Annotated in this window: 14 protein-coding genes; 8 read left to right on the top strand and 6 right to left on the bottom strand. The window is 63.5% G+C overall.

Annotated elements, in window-relative coordinates:
* Positions 1-61 precede the first annotated feature (61 nt).
* Positions 62-2,731, top strand: coding sequence for a bifunctional diguanylate cyclase/phosphodiesterase (locus tag BGO80_RS11185; protein ID WP_286721539.1), 2,670 nt, complete (start codon positions 62-64; stop codon positions 2,729-2,731).
* 18 nt (positions 2,732-2,749) lie between these two features.
* On the opposite strand, the gene BGO80_RS11180 is transcribed toward BGO80_RS11185, so the two are convergent.
* The 5 genes from BGO80_RS11180 to BGO80_RS11160 form a co-directional block, all read right to left on the bottom strand.
* The gene (locus tag BGO80_RS11180) at positions 2,750-3,475 is read right to left on the bottom strand and encodes an SIMPL domain-containing protein (protein WP_164550289.1); all 726 of its coding nucleotides are present in this window, start codon (positions 3,473-3,475) and stop codon (positions 2,750-2,752) included.
* A 149-nt stretch (positions 3,476-3,624) separates the two neighbouring features.
* Positions 3,625-5,265, bottom strand: a complete 1,641-nt coding sequence (locus BGO80_RS11175; protein ID WP_286721537.1) for an ABC transporter ATP-binding protein — start codon at positions 5,263-5,265, stop codon at positions 3,625-3,627.
* Positions 5,265-6,224 carry an ABC transporter permease gene (locus BGO80_RS11170; RefSeq protein ID WP_286721535.1) on the bottom strand — a complete coding sequence of 320 codons (960 nt, stop codon included), beginning with the start codon at positions 6,222-6,224 and terminating at the stop codon, positions 5,265-5,267. Before BGO80_RS11170 ends, BGO80_RS11175 begins: the two co-directional genes overlap by 1 nt.
* 4 nt (positions 6,225-6,228) lie before the next feature.
* Entirely contained in the window at positions 6,229-7,209 is a 981-nt protein-coding gene (locus BGO80_RS11165) for an ABC transporter permease (protein ID WP_286721533.1), read from the bottom strand.
* Between the two features lie 259 nt (positions 7,210-7,468).
* Positions 7,469-9,046 carry an ABC transporter substrate-binding protein gene (locus BGO80_RS11160; protein ID WP_286721531.1) on the bottom strand — a complete coding sequence of 526 codons (1,578 nt, stop codon included), beginning with the start codon at positions 9,044-9,046 and terminating at the stop codon, positions 7,469-7,471.
* A gap of 218 nt (positions 9,047-9,264) precedes the next feature.
* Between BGO80_RS11160 and BGO80_RS11155 the strand changes: the two genes are divergently transcribed.
* From BGO80_RS11155 to BGO80_RS11130, 6 genes are all read left to right on the top strand, one after another.
* Positions 9,265-9,657, top strand: coding sequence for a VOC family protein (locus BGO80_RS11155; protein WP_286721530.1), 393 nt, complete (start codon positions 9,265-9,267; stop codon positions 9,655-9,657).
* On the top strand, positions 9,627-10,160 hold the full coding sequence (locus BGO80_RS11150; protein WP_126149739.1) for a hypothetical protein: 534 nt from the start codon (positions 9,627-9,629) through the stop codon (positions 10,158-10,160). Before BGO80_RS11155 ends, BGO80_RS11150 begins: the two co-directional genes overlap by 31 nt.
* Positions 10,157-11,095 carry an aldo/keto reductase gene (locus BGO80_RS11145; RefSeq protein WP_286721528.1) on the top strand — a complete coding sequence of 313 codons (939 nt, stop codon included), beginning with the start codon at positions 10,157-10,159 and terminating at the stop codon, positions 11,093-11,095. Before BGO80_RS11150 ends, BGO80_RS11145 begins: the two co-directional genes overlap by 4 nt.
* Before the next feature lie 272 nt (positions 11,096-11,367).
* Positions 11,368-14,559 carry an alpha-mannosidase gene (locus tag BGO80_RS11140; protein WP_286721526.1) on the top strand — a complete coding sequence of 1,064 codons (3,192 nt, stop codon included), beginning with the start codon at positions 11,368-11,370 and terminating at the stop codon, positions 14,557-14,559.
* Between the two features lie 231 nt (positions 14,560-14,790).
* Positions 14,791-15,924: an ROK family transcriptional regulator gene (locus BGO80_RS11135; protein ID WP_286721524.1), complete on the top strand. Its 1,134-nt coding sequence runs from the start codon at positions 14,791-14,793 to the stop codon at positions 15,922-15,924.
* Positions 15,925-16,148: 224 nt separating this feature from the next.
* Positions 16,149-16,874 (top strand): PadR family transcriptional regulator, encoded by a 726-nt coding sequence (locus tag BGO80_RS11130; protein WP_126149735.1) that lies wholly within the window; start codon positions 16,149-16,151, stop codon positions 16,872-16,874.
* Between the two features lie 56 nt (positions 16,875-16,930).
* Here the strand turns inward: BGO80_RS11130 and pckA are convergent, their stop codons facing one another.
* Positions 16,931-18,523 (bottom strand): phosphoenolpyruvate carboxykinase (ATP), encoded by a 1,593-nt coding sequence (pckA, locus tag BGO80_RS11125; protein ID WP_286721521.1) that lies wholly within the window; start codon positions 18,521-18,523, stop codon positions 16,931-16,933.
* Between the two features lie 247 nt (positions 18,524-18,770).
* On the opposite strand from pckA, the gene BGO80_RS11120 reads away from it, so the two are divergent.
* Positions 18,771-19,490: a response regulator transcription factor gene (locus BGO80_RS11120; protein WP_126149733.1), complete on the top strand. Its 720-nt coding sequence runs from the start codon at positions 18,771-18,773 to the stop codon at positions 19,488-19,490.
* Positions 19,491-19,498: the final 8 nt, after the last annotated feature.

Below are 19,498 nucleotides of genomic sequence, written 5' to 3'. Positions count from 1 at the left end.
TCAATGCGCCGGGTCTAGTCTGGGATTTCGCGCGTGCGTTGGCGCAATTACGATGGACGGCATGTCGGCATATCGAGCATTGCGGCAACAGGACAGGGACAGGGACAGGCGGCGTACCATTGCCGTACCCACCCTCATCGCCATGATCACGGTGATCGTGGTTGGCCTGTTCATCGACCGGCAGAGCCAGCAGATTTCCGAAGCCCGTATACGCTCGGATGTTCTGGCCGAACTCTCGGTGATCCGGGCCAAGCTTGAAGGCAATATTTCGAGCAATATCCAGCTCGTGCGGGGCCTCGTCGCCACAATCTCGACCGAGCCTGACATGGACCAGGCGCGCTATGACGCGCTGGTCAAGAACATCTTTTCCGATGACAGCCAGCTCCGCTCGGTTGCAGCCGCGCCCGACCTCGTCATTCGCATGACCTATCCCCTGGCCGGCAATGAGGCCGCCATCGGCCTCGATTATCGCCGCTCTCCACAGCAATGGGAGGCGGTGGAGCGGGTGAGGCGAACCGGCAAGCTCAGCATGGCCGGCCCGATCGAGCTGGTACAGGGCGGCACTGGCCTCGTGGGTCGTTTCCCGGTCTATGCCGGGGATGATACAGCCCGCCGCTTCTGGGGCGTGGTCTCGGCGGTGGTCGATGTGGATCGGCTCTATGCTGCCAGCGGCCTCAGCGACCCCGACCTCAAGCTGCAGGTCGCCATTACCGGCCGCGATGGCAAAGGCGCCACGGGCGACCGCTTCTACGGGCCGGACCTCAGCGCGCTCAATCCAGTCATGGCAAGTGTGGTGCTGCCCTCCGGCACCTGGCAGCTGACCGCGGTGCCCAAGTCCGGCTGGGCGCCCGATCCGGCATCGCTTGGCCTGCAGCGGGCCGCCCTGTTCGCCGGCGGGGGGCTCATCATGCTCGCCATTTTCATGGCGTCTGCCATGGCTGCCGACAAGCATGTGCATATCGGGGAGTTGCGTGCCCGCGAGACCGAGCTGGTGCGGTTGACCCGGCGCCTCAACCTGGCGCTGCATGTATCAAAGGTCGGCGTCTGGGATCTCAATATGGCGACCGGGGAGGAGAACTGGGACGGCCGCACCAATGAGATCTATGGCCTGCCTGACGACCGCGCGGCGCGCCGCCACGAGCATTGGCTGGCGGCCATCCACCCCGATGATCGCGAGCGCGCCGAAGAGGAATTCGCACGCATGATCGGCAGTGGCCGCTATGAATCGCAGTACCGGGTGATCTGGCCAGACGGCTCGATCCATCATGTGCGGTCCATGGGGGTGCTCTACCGCGAGGACGACGATGTCAGCCGTGTCATCGGCGCCAATTGGGACGTTACCGAGGACGTGGCCCGCAACGAAGATCTGCACCACGCCAAGCAGATCACCGAAGCGCGCAATGCCGAGCTGGAAGCGGCGCGCGTGCGCATCGAGTTCAATGCCTTGCATGACAGTCTGACGGGGCTGCCGAACCGGCGCTATCTCGACGAAGTGCTGCGGCGCAACGCGGCACATGGCTATCTGGGCAGCGGAGGCATTGCCCTGCTGCATATCGACCTCGACCGCTTTAAGCAGATCAACGATACGCTGGGCCATGCGGCAGGCGATGCCATGCTGATCCATGCCAGCCAGGTGCTGAAAGCCCATTGTCGCAGCACCGATTTCGTCGCCCGCATTGGCGGGGACGAGTTCGTCATCGTCTCGACCGCCGGCGTGGACGACCAGCCCCTCAGCCTTTTGGCCGGTCGCATCGTGACCGAAATGCGCAAACCGGCGATGCACGAAGGGCATGAGTGCCGCTTCGGGGTCAGTGTCGGGGTGGCGGCGGTGCAGGGACCGGATATCGACGTCAAGCAATTGCTGATCAATGCCGATATCGCGCTCTACCGGGCCAAGGCGCGGGGGCGCAACCGCTACGAGTTTTTCTCTGAAGCCTTGCAGGCCGAAGTCATCGGCAACAAGCGCATCGCCGACGACATTCTGGTGGGACTGGAGACCGACGCCTTCATCGCCCACTATCAACCGCAATTCGACGCCAGGACCTATGATCTGGTCGGGGTGGAGGCGCTGGCGCGCTGGCAGCACCCCGCTGAGGGGCTCAAGACCCCGGACTATTTCCTCGACGTGGCCGAGGAGCTCAATGTGGTCAGCACTATCGACCGGATCGTGCTCGACCAGGCGCTGCGCGACCTGGCCCATTGGGACCGCGCGGGGATCAAGGTGCCGCGGGTGTCGGTCAATGTGTCGCTGCGGCGACTGCATGACGATCGGCTGATCGCCAGCCTGCGCGAAATGAACATCGCACCTGGCCGCATCGCCTTCGAATTGGTCGAGTCCATCTATCTCGACGAAAATGACGGCGTGGTCAGCTGGAACATCGAGCACATCAAGGAACTGGGCATCGATGTCGAGATCGACGATTTCGGCACCGGCTATGCGTCAATCGTCTCGCTGCAGAAGCTGCATCCGGCGCGGCTGAAGATCGACAAGCAACTAGTGGCGCCGATTATCGAGCAGCCGGCTCAGCGGCGGCTGGTGTCCTCGATCGTGGATATCGGGAAGTCGATGGATATCGAGATCGTCGCCGAGGGGGTCGAGACCATGGAGCACGCCGCCATATTGCGCGACCTGGGCTGCGACATCCTGCAGGGCTATGCCTTCGCCCGGCCCATGGACCGGACGCAACTGGAGGCTTTCATCGGCGTGCAGGCCTGGCGCCGCACCGCTTAGCGCGGCGCCAGAAAGTGCTTAATCTACAAGGAAATAGGTGATGGTTGAGACCACGCGCACCTTCTTGTCGATCTGCTTTTCCGGCCGGTCATTGGGGATTTCGACCGCCGGCAGAATCTCGAACACACCCTGATTGGCGGTCTGGATGGCGCCGACCTTGGCGCCGGATTCAGTGGCGAACTGCTCGGCGGTTTCGCGGGCGCGCTGGGTGGCTTCGGTGAGCATTTCGCTCTTGAGGTCGTTGATGCCGGTGAAGACGAAGGAGGCGCCGGCGCTGTAGCTGTCGGCGGAGAAGACCACGCCCTGGCGCAACAGGTCGGCGACCGAGCGGCTGGCATCGGCCAGTTCGGTGACCTTGTCGGTGGTCACCAGCATGTCCTCGGTCAGCACGAAGCGATATTCATCGGGGGTGGAGCCGGCATTGTAACCGGCGGCGCGATCCTCCACCATGACGTTCTGGACTTGGATTTCGCTGTCGACAAAGCCGCGCTGGGACAGGAATCCGCGCACGGATTGTTCTGAATTTTCAAGACCTTCGCGCGCAGCTTCCAGGGTGGGACCGGTGGCGACGAAGCGGATCGGCCAGAAGCCGAGATCGGCCTGGACAGCGCGCTCGCTGAGGCCTTTTACAGTGACGACGCGCAGTGGCTGGCGGCTCTCCACCAGTGACGTGCCGACGAACCAGCCCGCCAAGGCGATGCCCGCAGCAACGAAAAGCGCTGCAACAATTCCGACGAATTTCATGATCTTGCCCTCTCGCAGTGCCCCCTGCGCAAAGCATAGAAGCATGGCGATCATGGCGCAACGAAGGCAGGTGCAGGCCCTAGTCTGACCGCGATATGAACGGATTCTGAACGGAAAGGCGGCGGGTGCCGGGCACCCGCCGTTTTGTCTCAGGCCACCTTGGAAATGTCGGGCACCGCATCAAGCAGCATGCGGGTATAGTCGGCCTGCGGATTGTCGAAAATGGCGTCGGTGGGACCGTTCTCGACCAGGACGCCATTGTGCAGCACGCCGACCGCGGTCGACATCTGCCGCACCACTGCCAGATTGTGGCTGATGAGGAGATAGGTGAGGCCGAATTCGGCCTGCAATTCGCTCATCAGATCGAGCACCTGGGCCTGAACCGAGACGTCCAGTGCCGAAGTCGGTTCGTCGCAGACGATGAATTCGGGCTGGCTGGAAAGGGCGCGGGCAATGGCGATGCGCTGACGCTGGCCGCCGGAGAATTCATGCGGGAATTTCCGCATGACCGACGGGTCGAGCCGGACGCGGCGCAAAAGCTCGGCCACGCGGTCATCGACTTCGGTGCGATTGCGGGCAATGCCCAGCGTGCGCATCGGCTCGGCGATGATATCGGCAACCCGCCAGCGCGGATTGAGGCTGGCATAGGGGTCCTGGAAGATCATCTGCACGCGCTTGCGGCGCTCCTGATGCCCCTTGCCGCCGGCCCAGATGTCGTGACCATCGACCAGGATATGGCCCGAGCTGGGGCGCACGAGACCGACGATCATCTTGGCGCAGGTGGACTTGCCCGAACCGGACTCGCCCACAAGGCCAAAGGTCTCGCCGCGCGGAATGGAGAAGCTGACATTGTCCACGGCCCGGAACATCTGGGTCTTGCCGGGCAGCAGCGACATGAAGCCACCGCCACCGATCTCGAAATCGCGCACCAGATTGCGCACCTGCACATAGGCGCTATCGTCATTGGCGGGATGGCTGGCGGAAACCTGGCCATCCTTGCGCTGGATGGTGGGGATCGAGTCGATCAGCTTGATCGTATAGGGCTCGCGCGGGCGGCGGATAATGTCGCCCACCGTGCCGGTTTCCACCACCTTGCCCTGATGCATCACCACCATGCGGTCCGCGGTCTGGGCGATGACGCCCATATCGTGGGTGATGAGCATGACGGCCGCACCACGGCTGGCGCAGAGTTTTTTGAGCACCTTGATGATCTGGGCCTGCACCGAGACGTCGAGCGCCGATGTCGGTTCATCGGCCACGATCAGTTCCGGCTCCGCCGCCAAAGCCAGGGCAATGACAACGCGCTGACGCATGCCGCCGGAAAACTGGTGCGGATAGCTATCGATGCGCTCGGCAGCCTTGGGGATGCCGGTTTCGGCCAGAAGGTCGATGGCCTTCTGCCGCGCTTCGGCTTCGGAGAGCGGCAGATGGGTGCGGATGGTTTCGACCAGCTGCTCGCCCACCGTATAGAGCGGGTTGAGGCTGGTCAGCGGGTCCTGGAACACCATGCCGATGCGCTTGCCGCGCAATTTGGCACGCTGATCTTCGGGCAGGTTGTCGATGCGCTCGCCCTTGAGGCGGATTTCGCCACCGGCAATGTGACCGGGACGATCGATGAGGCCGATGACGGCCGAACCGGTCATGGACTTGCCGGCGCCCGACTCCCCCACCACGCCGACGACTTCGCCGGGCATGATGTCGAAGGAGACGCCATTGACGGCGGTGAAGACGTCGTCGCGGAAGGGGAACTCGACGACGAGGTCCTTGATGGACAATACGGGCTCGGTCATCAGCGCAACTTCGGGTTGAGGGCATCGCGCAGCCAGTCACCCAGAAGGTTGACCGAGAGAGCGAGCAGGATGAGGGTGATGGCCGGAAAGAGGATGATCCACCATTCGCCCGAGAACATGAATTGCTGGCCGATACGGATCAGCGTTCCAAGCGAGGGCTGGGTCGGGGGCACACCGACGCCCAGATAGGAGAGCGTGGCTTCCTCGATGACGGCGAGCGCCAGACTGATGGTACCGATGACCAGAACCGGTCCGGTGACATTGGGCAGGATGTGGCGCAAGAGGACGATGAAGGGATTGACGCCCAGGATGCGGGCGGCGGCCACATAATCCTTCTGCCGTTCCACCATGGTGGCACCGCGAACCGTACGGGCGAACTGGGCCCAGTTGGCCAGACCGATGGCGACGATCAGCACCCAGACGGCAGCGCCTTCCTGCTGGTTGGGCGGGATGATGCCGCGCGCCACGCCGAAGATCAGCAGCGCGATCAGAATGGCAGGGAAGCTCAACTGCACATCGGTGATGCGCATGATGATGGCATCCACCGCGCCGCCGAGATAGCCGGAGACCAGGCCCAGACCCACGCCCATGACCATGGCGAAGAGCGTCGCCATGAAGCCCACGAAGAGCGAGACGCGGCTGCCATACATGATGGTCGAAAGCATGTCGCGGCCCTGGCTGTCGGTGCCGAGGGCGAAATACTTGCCGGACATGGAGGTGGAATTGGGCGGGGTGAACCCGTCCATGAGGTTGAGCGTGGCCGGATTGAAGGGATTATAGGGCGCCAGGAGCGGCGCGAACACCGCCATCAGGATCAGCAGCAGCGCCACGATGGAGGCGACGATGGTGACGGGGGAATGGCGATAGGACCAGACGATGTCGGACTTGAGAAAGGTCTTCCAGCGCGAGGTCTTGGCAGGCGGTACCGGCTGTTCCGGCGAATGGGGCAGGTCGGTCATGGATCTACCTCCCGGTCTTGGCGCCGTCGCGCAGGCGCGGATCGACGATGAAATAGAGGATGTCGACGATAAGATTGATGACCACGAAGACCAGGGCAACAAAGACCAGGTAGGCGGCCATGACAGGTACGTCGACGGCGGCGACCGAATTGACGAAGAGCGACCCTACCCCTGGCCACTGGAACACCGTTTCGGTGATGATGGCGAAGGCGATGACCGAACCCAGCTGCAGGCCGGTAATGGTGATCACCGGGACCATGGTGTTCTTGAGGGCATGGCCGAAATTGATGGCCCGCTGGGAGAGGCCGCGCGCCTTGGCGAAGCGGATATAGTCGGTGCGCAGCACTTCGAGCATTTCGGCCCGCACCAGGCGCATGATCAGCGTGAGCTGGAACAGCGACAGGGTGATGGCCGGCAGGACCAGCGAGCGCAGGCCCGACTGGGTCAACAGGCCCGTGCGCCACCAGCCGATCTGCACCACCTCGCCCCGTCCGAAGGAGGGCAGCCATTTGAGCTCGACGGCAAAGACATAGATGAGCCCGATGCCGATGAGGAAGGTGGGCAGCGATACCCCGACCAGCGAGGCCGTCATGATGACGCCGGTGGAAAAGGCACGCGGCCGCAGCGCGGTGTAGATGCCCAGAAGAACGCCGAAGACCAGGGCGATGGTGGCGGAGGCGAAGGCGAGCTCGATGGTGGCGGGCAAGCGCTCGAGGATGAGCTGGCTGACCGGCTGCTGCAGGCGATAGGAAATGCCGAAATTGCCCTGCAGGGCATTGAGCACGAAATAATAGAACTGGACATAGAAGGGCTGATCGAGGCCCAGCCGCATGCGGGCGGCGTCGTAGTCGGCCTGCTTGGCGTCCTGGCTGAGCAGGGCGGCAAGGGGATCACCGACATAACGGAAGACGAGAAAGGCAATGAACGCCACGACGAGCATGACGATGACGGACTGAACCAGCCGTCGAGCGATGAAAGCGAGCATTTTGCCCCCTCAAAACGGGCAGGATTCACTTTGGACAGATCGATCGCGCTTTCGCCTCCCGCCCGCTTGAGGATGGGATTGAGGGTGGGGGCCATCAGTGCATCACTGACCTCCCCCCCACCCCGGCCCTTCCCCGCGAGGGGGCAGGAAGAGCGAAGCTGCGGCCTCCGCGCATGCGGAAGCGTCCAAAGCAAACACAACCCTCAACGGGAGCCGCCGCGGGAGAATACTCCGCGCGGCGGCTCGGGATTGACGGGACTTACTGGAAGGTGACCGTAGTCATGTTCGGCTGGTTTTCCGGCTGAACCGGCAGCGTCACGCCTTCGCGCATGGCATAGGCCAGCACCTGATTGTGGATCGGCAGCAGCACGCGGTCGGCCTTCACCACTTCCCAGATCTCGTTGACCAGGGCATCGCGGGCATCCATGTCGTCCATGGTGCCGAGGGCGATGATCTTTTCGTCCAGCTCCGGGTTGGAATAGAGGCCGACGTTGTAGGTGCCGTGCAGCTCGGTCTTGGAGTGGATCAGGTCGTTGAACACATAGGCCGAGTCAAAGGTGGGCACGCCCCAGCCGAGCAGATAGAAATCGGACTGGTTGGCCAGGATGATCGGGGAGTGTTCGGCAACCGGGCGCGAGGCCAGGGTGACGTTGATGCCGATCTGGCCGAGCATGCCGACATAGGCGGTGGAGATCGCCTCGTCGTTGACATAGCGGTTGTTCGGGGTGTCGAGGGTGACCGAGAAACCGTTCGGGTAGCCGGCTTCGGCCATCAGGGCCTTGGCCTTTTCCACGTCCGGGGCCGGATAGGCGTCGAGCTCTTCGGTCCAGCCGCGCACGAAGGGCGGGTTGGGGATACCGGTCGGGATCGACTGGCCGCGCATCACCACCTGCTTGATCGCGTCGCGATCGAGCACCAGCTCCATGGCTTCGCGAACCTTCGGGTTGTTGAAGGGGTTGGAGTCGGTGATGTTGGACGACTTCAGCGGCTCATCGCCGAACTTGTAGCCGAAATAGATGAAGCGGTTTTCCGGGCCGGTTTCGACCTTGAAGCCGGCGGTGCTGCTCAGGCGCTGGATATCCTGGGGCGGCACGTCCTGGACGATGTCGATCTCACCCGAAAGCAGGGCCGAGATACGGGTCTGGGCGTCGGCAATGGTGAGATATTCAATATCGGTGACTTCGGGCTTTTCGCCCCACCAGCCATCATTATAGGCCAGGGTGGTCTTCACATCGACTTCACGCGAGACCAGGGTATAGGGGCCGGTGCCATTGGTGTTGAGCACGGCATAATTGGTGGCGCCGGAGGCGAAATCCTGAACGGTGGCGAGATCGTGCTCGTCCGACCAGGTCTTGTCCATGATGAAGGTATTGGTGAGGTTGTTCGGGTAGATGAGGGCCGGGCCGGTCATCTGGAACTCGACGGTGTAGTCGTCGACGGCGCTCACCGACTGCACTTCGGCGTGCAGCTGCTTCATGTTGGAGAATTCGGACTTGGCGCGCTCGATGGAATAGACCACGTCCTCGGCGGTAAAGTCGTTGCCGTTGTGGAATTTCACGCCTTCACGCAGCTTGAACACCCAGACGGTCGGATCGCCTTCCTTGAGGGCCCATTCGGTGGCCAGGCGCGGCGTCAGCGTACCGTCATTGTCGCGGCCGATCAGCGTTTCGTAGATGTGGTGAGCGAGAGTGTGGGTATTGCCCTGGTTCTGCGAGTGCGGATCCAGCGTCAGCGCGTCAGAAGAGCGCGCCCAGCGGATCGTCTCGGCATTGGCAACACCGGCGAGCATCGTGGAGGCAATGAGTACCGCCGCGATACGGGTCAGTGATGAGTGCATGAATAGTCTCCCGTTCCTTGATAAACGCCTTCTCAACGCCGTGGCGCCGGAGGCTTGGGCGACACAAAAGCGTAGAATCCCGGGGAGCGCAATGGGGGTTGTTGACCATTTGGTCAATCTTGTGACGGTCATGCGGGCATTCCACAGAATTGGACGGTTATTCAGAGAACCGTTCGGCGGCTTGACCGCGAGGGATTGGACGTAAACGATGGGTCACCATGGCTAGACTTGCAAAAATCACTCTGCTCGTGCGCGATTATGATGACGCCATCGCGTTTTACCGCGATCGGCTGGGCTTTGTGCTGATCGAGGATACCCATCTCGGGGAAGGCAAGCGCTGGGTGGTGGTGGCGCCGGACCAGCAGGGAGGTGGGCAGCTGCTGCTGGCCAAAGCGGACGGCGCCGAGCAGGATGCGGCCGTCGGCAATCAGGCTGGCGGCCGGGTGATGTTTTTTCTCGAAACCGAGGATTTCGAGCGGAGCTATCAGCAGATGCTGGCCAATGGCGTCCGTTTTCTCGAGGCGCCGCGACACGAGGCCTATGGCAGCGTTGTGGTGTTCGCCGATCTTTATGGAAACAAATGGGATTTGATCGCGCCAAGACGGCCGTGATGGCGCTGGGCCTGTTGGCCGCTCCTGCACAGGGGATCGAGCCGGGCTGGCACTATTCGCCGTTTCCGGGCGAGGGCGACCGGGCCAGCATGGGCTGTTCGCGCGATGCGGATGCCGAGGCGCATGCCTGCCTCGTGGTGCGCTGCGAGGATGATTTTGCCGTGGGCGTGCATGTGCTTTCGAGCCGCCGGGGCGGGGATGGCGGGCGCTGGGAGATTACCGCCGACCGGGAGACGATGGTGTTAGCGGCGGTCGCGGAGCGGGGACCCTATGGGGCGCGCTTTGCCGGGGCCGATGATGCAGACTGGCTGCTGGATCGGCTGCGGCACGGTTCCTATATCTATTTGAGGCACGAAGCCGACAGCGACGCGCCCTTTGCCTTTATCGACCTCAGCGGCTCGTTCACCGCCATTGCCGAAGCGCTCTATTGGTGCGCGCCGCGGGCTGAACGAAATGCCGAGCCGGGCATTGACCCTCAAGATGACAATGGAGACCGACAATGAACCGACGTCCGCTGGGCCGCTCTGAACTGGTGATCGAACCCTTGGTACTGGGCGGCAATGTGTTTGGCTGGACCGTGGACGAGGCGCGCGGCTTCGACATTCTCGATGCCTATGTCGCGGAGGGTTTTACCGCCATCGACACCGCCGAGGGCTATCCGAACTGGGTGCCGGGCAATCCGCCGGGGATGAGCGAGACCATCATCGGGAAATGGATGAAGGCACGCGGCAATCGCGAGGCGATGCACCTGTTCACCAAGGTCAATTCGGGCAAGACGCCGGGCGGGCTCAAGGCCGATGCGATCCGCGAAAGCGTCGAAGCCTCGCTCAAGCGGCTGCAGACCGATTATATCGATCTTTATTTCAGCCACTGGCCGGATGAAGAGACCGAGCACGAGGAAACGCTGGGCGCCTATGACACGCTGATCCGTTCCGGCAAGGTGCGCGTCATCGGGGCGTCCAATTACACGGCTGAAATGATGGCGGCGGCGCAGGAGACCGCGATCATAAAATCGCTGCCGCGCTATGAGGTCACCCAGCCGCGCTACAATCTCTATGATCGCGCCGAGTTCGAGGCGCTGCGTCCGTTCCTGCTCGAAAACGAGGTAGGCGCTATCGTCTATTACAGCCTGGCATCGGGCTTCCTCAGCGGCAAATATCGCAGCAAGGCGGATCTGGGCCAATCGCAGCGCGGCGGCGGGGTGGGCAATTATCTCACCGACAAGGGCTTCAAGATCCTCGATGCGCTGGACGAAGTGTCGGCCGAACTCGACGCCAAGCCGGCCGAGGTGGCGCTGGCCTGGCTCATCGCCCAGCCGGGCGTGTCGGCACCCATCGCCTCGGCCACCTCGGTGGAGCAGGTCAAATCCATCGCCCGCGGGGCGCGTCTCGGCCTGCCCGAGGCGGCGGTGGAGAAGCTGACGGCTGCGGGGGCTTGAACTTGTGAGGGTTATCAGTGCGCCACTGATAAGCCTCCGCCCCATTTTACACAGGGCTATCGGCATATGGTTTGAGCGTGCTGCTCACCCCCTCCCAGCCTCCCCCTGGAGGAGGGGGAGTGGCCGCATCGCGTAGCGGCCAGACGTTGCCAAAAACGTTGGAGAAGGGCCGGCACCATCGAGCGGCCTCTTTTTGTTTTGTGACAATTGCAACGTTGCAATTTTGGGGTTAGCGTTTGGGTCGTTTCCATCCCAGCGCCCGGACCGTTACCATGCCCTATTCCAACCCGCTCGCGGCCAAGCTTGGGCTGCTCGACGATGATATCAAGCGCGAGGGCAAGCTGTTTCGGCTTTGCGCCGATCTCGAGAGCAAGATCCGCACGCCGGTCGAATTGTCCTTTGCCTGGCGGGTGCAGCGCGGCGATATCGACGCGGAAACGGCGCTGGCTGCGGACTGGCGCAGCTGGGAGGCCTTTGGGCCAGAATCGGTCTGGGCCAAGAAGCAGGGGCACACCTGGTTCGCCGCCGAGATCGTGGTGCCGGAGGCGGCTCGTGGGCAGAGGCTGGTCATGGCGGTTTCGAGCCAGTGGCAGGAGCGGCCGGGCTCGACGGATCCGCAATGCCTCGCCTATCTCGATGGCGAGATCGTTCAGGCGCTGGATGGCAACCATACCGAACTGGTGATCGAAGACGCGGCGGTGCCTGGAAACCGCCATGTGGTGCTGATCAATGCCTTTACCTTTTTCGAGCGGCCGCTGGTGGGGTTTGGCGTCAGCTTTCATCTGCGGCACGCGCGGGTGGAAAAGCTCTATTATGACCTGATGACGCCGCTGGAGGTGGCGGTGCGGCTCAACCAGCATGACGGGCGGCGCCACGCCATTCTCGATCTCGTGGAAAGGGCGCTGCGGGCGCTCGACCGGCGCGGGGGTTATGGCGCGGCATTGGAGGCGAGCCTGCCTGAAGCCGAAGCCATTGCGGCCGAAATCTATGCCCTCACCGATACCGAGGCCAAGGCGCAGATCACCGCCGTCGGCTCGACCCATCTCGATGTCGGCTGGCTCTGGCGGGTCATGCATACGCGCGACAAGACGGCGCGCAGTTTTGCCACGGTGCTGCGGCTGATGGAGGAATATCCGCAGTTCATCTTCATGTATAACCAGTCGGTGCTGTTCGATTTTCTGAAGCGCGACTATCCCCAATTGTGGACGCGCCTGCTGGAGCGGGTGAAGGCCGGGCAGTTCGAGATCGAAGGCGCCATGTGGGTGGAGCCGGACGCCAATATCGTTTCGGGCGAGAGCCTGGTGCGCCAGATCATGCGCGGGCGGCGGTTTCACCAGGAGCATTTCGGGGTGACGCCGAAAACCGTGTGGCTGCCCGACACCTTCGGCTATTCCGCCAACCTGCCGCAGATCATGGCCAAGTCGGGCCTCGACTATTTTGTCACCAGCAAATTGAGCTGGAACGATACCGACAGGCATCCCTATGACAGCTTTTTCTGGCGCGGGATCGACGGCAGCACCATCAAGGCGCAACTGATTACGGCGCAGCGTTTCGAGAGCGACGCGATCTACACCACCTATAATGGCGATCTCTCGGTCAGCGAGACCATGGGCGCCTGGAAACGCTATGAACCCAAGGCGGCCCATGACGAAGTGGTCATGTCCTATGGCTATGGCGATGGCGGCGGCGGGCCGACACGGGCGATGATCGAGCGCGGCACGCGGCTGGAACGCGGCATTCCCGGGGCGCCCAAGGTGAAGCTGGAAGGCATCGTGCCGTTTCTCGAGCGGCTGGGGCAACGCATGGCGGCAGAGCCCGGACGCTTCCCGACCTGGGTTGGCGAGCTTTACCTGCAATATCACCGCGGCACCCTCACCACCCAGGCCAAGACCAAGGCGGCCAATCGCAGGGCGGAGCGGATGCTGCGGGAGCTGGAATTTCTCGGCGCCATGGCAACGGAAAGGGCGGGGCAGCCCTATCCGAAAGACAGCCTTGCCGAATTCTGGGAGCTGGTGCTGATCAACCAGTTCCACGACATTCTGCCCGGCACCTCGATCCCGGAAGTCTATGTCGACAGCGATGCCGAATACCAGCGCATCTTTTCGACCCTGGCCTCGGGCAATGGCCCCTGGCACAGCGCCGCGCGCGCCGCCATCGGCCTCAGCCCGGACGGACTGGCGCTGGTCAATTTCACCAGCCAGGCCCGGCACGAGCTGGTGCAGCTGGGCGAGGACCCGGCGCTGGCAGGTGCCAGTCTCGCCCAGGGCGATGGGAGAGAGCCGATCCAGCGCCTGCAGCGCGCCGATGGCAGCGCCATCTATGCTGCGCCGGCCGCGGTCGCGTCCCTGGGCTGGTCCGGTGCTGCCGTGGTTTCAGGCGCATCTCCGCGCGCAACCAGGCTGTCGGTATCGCCGAACCATCTCGAAAATGAGCTGTTGCGGGTCGAGCTCGACGGGCGGGGCGAGATCACTGCACTGTTCGACAAGGCCAGGCGGCGCCAGGTGCTGAAGCCCGGCACCGTCGCCAACCGGCTGATCAGCTATGAGGACAAATCCAAGGACTGGGACGCCTGGGATATCGACGCCTATTTCGAGGAACAGAGCTGGCCGCTCGGCGACGCGCCCGCGGAGATCAGCGTGGTCGAGAGCGGACCGCATCGGGCGGCGCTGCGCATTGTGCGCCAGTATCAGGCATCGCGGGTGGTGCAGGTAGTGTCGCTGGCTGAAGGCCAACGCCAGCTCGAATTCGACACCTTCATCGACTGGCAGGAGCGCGCCCAGGTGCTGAAGGCCGAGTTCAGTTTCGATCTCAACGTCTCCGAGGTCCGCTCCGAAATCCAGTTTGGCCATGTCACCCGCGCCACGCACCGCAATACCAGCTGGGACAAGGCGCGATTCGAGGCCTCGATGCATCGCTGGGTCGATATGAGCGAGCCCGATTTCGGCGCCGCGCTGCTCAATGACTGCAAATATGGCTATGACGCCCATGACGAAACGGTGCGGCTGACGCTGGTGCGTGGCCCGTCCTATCCCGACCCCGATGCCGATAGGGGCGAGCACCGGCTGCGCTATGGCCTGTTCGTCCATGAGGGGCTGAGCGATCTGACGGCGGTGCACCGGGCGGCCGAGCGCTTCAACAATCCCATTGCCGCCATCGGCAGTCTCGCGCCGCAGGGCCAGCCGCCGGCCATGCCCGAAGCCTTCAGCCTTGTCGGCAGCGACGCCGACAATGTGACCGTGGAAACGGTGAAACAGGCCGAGGCCGGCACAGGCCTGGTGCTGCGCGTGGTCGAAACCGCCAATCGTCGCGCCGAGGCGAAATTGCGCTTCGGCCTGCCGATCGCCAGCGCACGATTGGTCAATCTGATGGAGGAGAATGCCGGGCCGGAACTGCCGATTTCGGAGCACACGATCACGCTTTGCCTGCACCCGTTTGAAATCCTGACAATTTTGGTTAAGACTTGAGTTCAAGCCGGCGCCCAAGGGCTTGGCGGGCTCGGGCAGCTTTGTCATGATGCCGATGTAATTTGTTACGAATCAGTCATTTAGCGCGCCAGCGGCGGCAGTGGAGCGACTTCTGTGACGATGGTTTTTGCCAGAGCGCGGCCGCAAGGCCCGACTGAACATAGCGGCGTGTGACCGGCGATGGATTTGTCGGACCTGCCGGGGGGCACATTTGGTGGCGCGGGGCGCGGCATGCAGCATCACGGGCTGCGCCGCGCCAATGAGCGCGCGGTTTTGCGGGCCATCGGCTTTAATCCGGGCCTGTCCAATGCCGAGATTTCGCGGCTGTGCGGGTTGGCGCCGCAGACGGTGTCGGCCATTCTGACCAATTTGGAGAAAAGCGGGTTGGTGGAGCGCGGCGAGGTGCTGCGCGGACGGCGCGGGCAACCGGCAACGCCGTTTTTCCTGCGGGCCTGCAGCGGCTTTGCCTTCGGGGTCGAGATCGGCTGGAACCATGTCGATGTGCTGCTGCTCGACCTGCATGCCACCGTGCTCAGCCGCCGGCAGGCGCGCTATGAATTCCCCCAATGCGAGACGGTGATCGACCTGGTCGCCAAATGGACCGCAGAGTTGGGCGCACACTTGCAGGAGCCTGAGCGGGCGCGCCTGCTCGATATCGGCGTCGCCATTCCCTCCAATCTGGTGGCCAAGCTGCAGCGCCTCGATGCGCCCGCGGACGCGGCGCGGCAATGGGCCGAGATCGATCTCGGCGCCGTGCTGAAGGAGCGCACCGGGCTCGACGTTACCTGCGTCAACGACGGCAGCGCCGGCTGCTGGGGCGAGTTCATCGCCCTGCCCCAGCCGCGGCCGGCCAATGTCGTCTATCTGCTGGCTTCGAGCTTTATCGGCGCCGGCATTGTCGAGGGCGGGGCGCTGTGGGAAGGCGCGGGCGGCAATGCCGCCGATCTCGGCGCCATGCTGGTGCCCACCGAACATGACGGGCCGCAGACGGCCCATGCCATCGCCTCGGTGGGGGCGCTGCGCCAGCGGCTGGCGGCGGCCGGCAAGGCGCAGGAGACGCATCTGCCGGCGCAATGGGATTGGGACGCCATCGCGCCCGAGGTTGATCTGTGGATCGCCGACAGCGCCAAGGCCCTGGCACAGACCGTCTTCAACACCGCCACCGTGGTCGAAACCGGCACGGTGGTGATCGGCACCATGCTGGGCGATGACATCACCGCCCGTCTGGTGGAACGTGTCACCGAGGACCTGGCAGCCCTGCCGGTCACCTATGCGCGGCCGCCGCGCATCCTGCCCGGCCAACTCGGCGGGCTGGCCCCGGCCATCGGCGCCGCCGAACTGGCCCTGCTGCGCCGGCATTTTTAGGTTTTGCGCGTTTGCTCTTAGCAGGGCGCTGAGTTGTTTCGCTTCCGCAGATGGCGAATTGGCACTGGGCTCTCAGCCCCCCAACCCAGCCCTCCCCCTTGACGGCGTCGGCCCGAGCGCTGTCGTCGCTGTGCGAAATTTGATCGTAAGATATATCTTGAAACTGGTCTTTGCCGTGCCGATCTCCAGGCCACGGGTTTGAAAACATATCTGGAGATATAACCATGAGCTATTGGAAAGACGGCGAGCCGAACTGGCGCAAGTTCGAGCAGATGGCGCGGCGCGGCTGGGGGCGCATGCAGCGCATGGCCGATGACGAATTCGGCAATTGGGGTGGCAATATGCGCGTCGGGCGCATGCTGGCCTCGGGCGACCTGCGGCTGGTGGCACTCTATCTGATCGAGCAGCAGCCCCGGCACGGCTATGACCTGATCAAGGCGGTGGAAGAGCGCTCGAACGGGGTCTATTCGCCCAGCCCCGGCATTGTCTATCCGGCGCTGACCTTCCTCGAGGAGGCCGGTTATGTGACCTCGGCGGCCGATGGCAACAAGAAGCTTTATGCCATTACCGAAGAGGGCAAGGCGCATCTGGAGGAAAACCGCGAGGCCGTCGCCTCGACCCTGGATTTCCTGGCCAAGACCGGCGAGCAGATGAACCGCTTTCGCGAATTCGTGCGGGCCGACTGGCCGTTCCAGGGCGAGGGCCGCGCCGAGGATGGCCCGGTGCCGCCGCATTGGGGCGAGCGCCATGGCGGCGGACCCGGACGGCATGAGCATGACCGGCCGATGCATGATGCAACGCCGGAGCTGGAAGCGGCGCGCAAGGCGCTGAAGCTGGCTTTGAAGAAGGCCCGGCGGGGCAGCGAAGAGCAGCAGCGCCGGGCCGCCGAAATCCTGCGCCGCGCCGCCGCCGAGGTGGATGGGCTGGGCGATGACGAGGTCGATCTCTAACCGGCCCGCGACATCGATCGCAAAGAGAAGGGGCGGTCCCGAGGGCCGCCCCTTGCTTATTCGGCCGCCATTTGCAGCCGGGGACCGGCCTCGGCATTGGCGTCGGGGCCGAATTTTTCGAAATTCCGGCGGAACAGCTCCACCAATTTCGTCGCCTGGGCGTCATAGGCATCGCCATCGACCCAGGTGCGGCGCGGATCGAGCAGCTTGTCGTCGACGCCAGCGACATGCAGCGGCACTTCGAAGCCGAAGAGCGGATCAAAGCGCATGTCGATCATGTCGAGCGAGCCATCCAAAGCTGCCGTCAGCAGGCGGCGGGTGGAGGCGATGTCGATGCGCTTGCCCACGCCATAGCCGCCGCCGGTCCAGCCGGTATTGAGCAACCAGGCCTGGGCGCCGCTGGCCTTGAGGCGCTGGGCCAGCATGTCGCCATAGACGGTGGGGTGCAGCGGCATGAAGGGGGCGCCGAAACAGGCCGAGAACGTGGCCTGCGGTTCGGTGACACCGCGCTCGGTGCCGGCCACCTTGGCGGTGTAGCCGGAGAGGAAGTGATAGACCGCCTGTTCCGGGGTGAGCCGGGCCAAAGGCGGCAGGACGCCGAAGGCATCGGCGGTGAGGAACACCACGGTTTTCGGCGTGCCGCCAGTGCTGCCCGGGGCGATCGAGGGCAGGACATGGATGGGATAGGCGGCGCGGGTATTTTCGGTCAGCGAGATATCGTTGAAGTCGGGCACGCTTGTGTCGTCGAGCACGACATTTTCGAGCACCGTGCCAAAGCGCTTGGTGGCGGCGAAGATTTCGGGCTCGGCGCTGGCCGAAAGTTTGACGGTCTTGGCATAACACCCGCCTTCGAGATTGAAGACGCCGTCATCGCTCCAGCCATGCTCGTCGTCGCCGATCAGGGGCCGATCGGGATCATTGGAGAGCGTGGTCTTGCCGGTGCCGGAAAGGCCGAAGAACAGAGCTGCCTCGCCATTGGGGCCGAGATTGGCCGAGCAATGCATGGGCAGCACATTATTGCGCGGGGCGTGGAAGTTGAAGAGGCTGAAGACGCTCTTCTTGATCTCGCCGGCATAGAGCGTGCCGGCGATGATGACGAGGTTGCGGCTCATATCGAGCACGATGACGGTATCGGTGCGGCAGCCATGACGGGCCGGATCGGCCTTGAAATGGGGGGCGTGCACGATGGTGACCGCTGTCGCGCCGGGGGATGCGTCGATGCCCTCGCCGCGGCGGATCAGGAGATTGCGGATGAACAGGGCATGCCAGGCGCTTGGGGTCAGCACGGTGACGGCATATTGGTGGCGCGGATCGGCCCCGGCGAGCAGGTCCTGGCGGAACAGGTCCTGACCGGCGAGATGAGCGGTGACGTCGGCGAGCAGCAGGTCGAACCTTTCCGGCGCCATGGCGCCCGAATTGTCCCACCAGACGCTGTTCTCGGTCAGGGCATCGCGAACGATATATTTGTCCTTGGGCGAGCGACCGGTAAAGGCACCGGTGCGCACCGAAAGCGCACCATCGGCGGTCAGCTTCGGCTCGCCGGCGGAGAGCGCCAGGGCAACCAGTTCCGGGGCGATGGCGTTGTCGCTCAACAATTGGGCGGCAGTCGCAATTTGGGTGCGCAGGGACACATGGTCGAACGCGGTCATCATTCCGTCTCCACTGACGCTGCCAGCACGGGCAGCCGATGGGCGGAAAATACGGGTGACAGGATGGGTTCAACCATCCCGAAATCGGTCGTAAGACGGAAGTCTGAGACGCTGGAAATGTCCCGACGCCCTGGCACCAGGCTTGGCCCCGCCTTATTTAGTGCGTAATTGTCGCTTGAACGTCGCACCAACGGCTCTATTGCGCTGATGCGCGCGCCGACAAGCGTCACGAAGAGAAAGGCAGAACATGCCCAAGATCGCCCTAGTGGACGATGATCGCAATATTCTCACCTCGGTGTCCCTGACCCTGGAAGCGGAAGGCTATCAGGTCGCAACCTATACTGATGGCGCCTCGGGCCTCGAAGGCCTGACCACCGATAAGCCGGACCTGGCCATTCTCGATATCAAGATGCCGCGCATGGACGGCATGGAGCTGCTGCGGCGGCTGCGGCAGAAATCGGATGTGCCGGTGATCTTCCTCACCAGTAAGGATGAAGAGATCGACGAATTGTTCGGCCTCAAGATGGGCGCCGACGATTTCATCACCAAGCCGTTCAGCCAGCGTCTCCTGGTCGAACGCGTCAAGGCGATCCTGCGCCGCTCCGCCCCGCGCGACCCCTCCGCGGCTGCCGGCACACCCGGCGCCGAACCGATGCCGGGCAAGGCGCTGATCGAGCGCGGCTCGCTGGTCATGGACGAGGAACGCCATACCTGTACCTGGAAGGGTCAGCGCGTCACCCTCACCGTCACCGAGTTTTTGATCCTGCAGGCGCTGGCCCTGCGTCCCGGTGTGGTGAAATCGCGCAATGCGCTGATGGACGCCGCCTATGACGACCAGGTCTATGTCGACGACCGCACCATCGACAGCCACATCAAGCGGCTGCGCAAGAAGTTCAAGTCCACCGACGACGACTTCGAGATGATCGAGACGCTGTATGGCGTCGGCTATCGCTTCAAGGAGCAATAGGCGAAAAA

Source organism: Devosia sp. 63-57, assembly GCF_001899045.1.
Taxonomy (GTDB): Bacteria; Pseudomonadota; Alphaproteobacteria; order Rhizobiales; family Devosiaceae; genus Devosia; species Devosia equisanguinis.
This window is presented reverse-complemented; position numbering and strand designations above follow the sequence as displayed.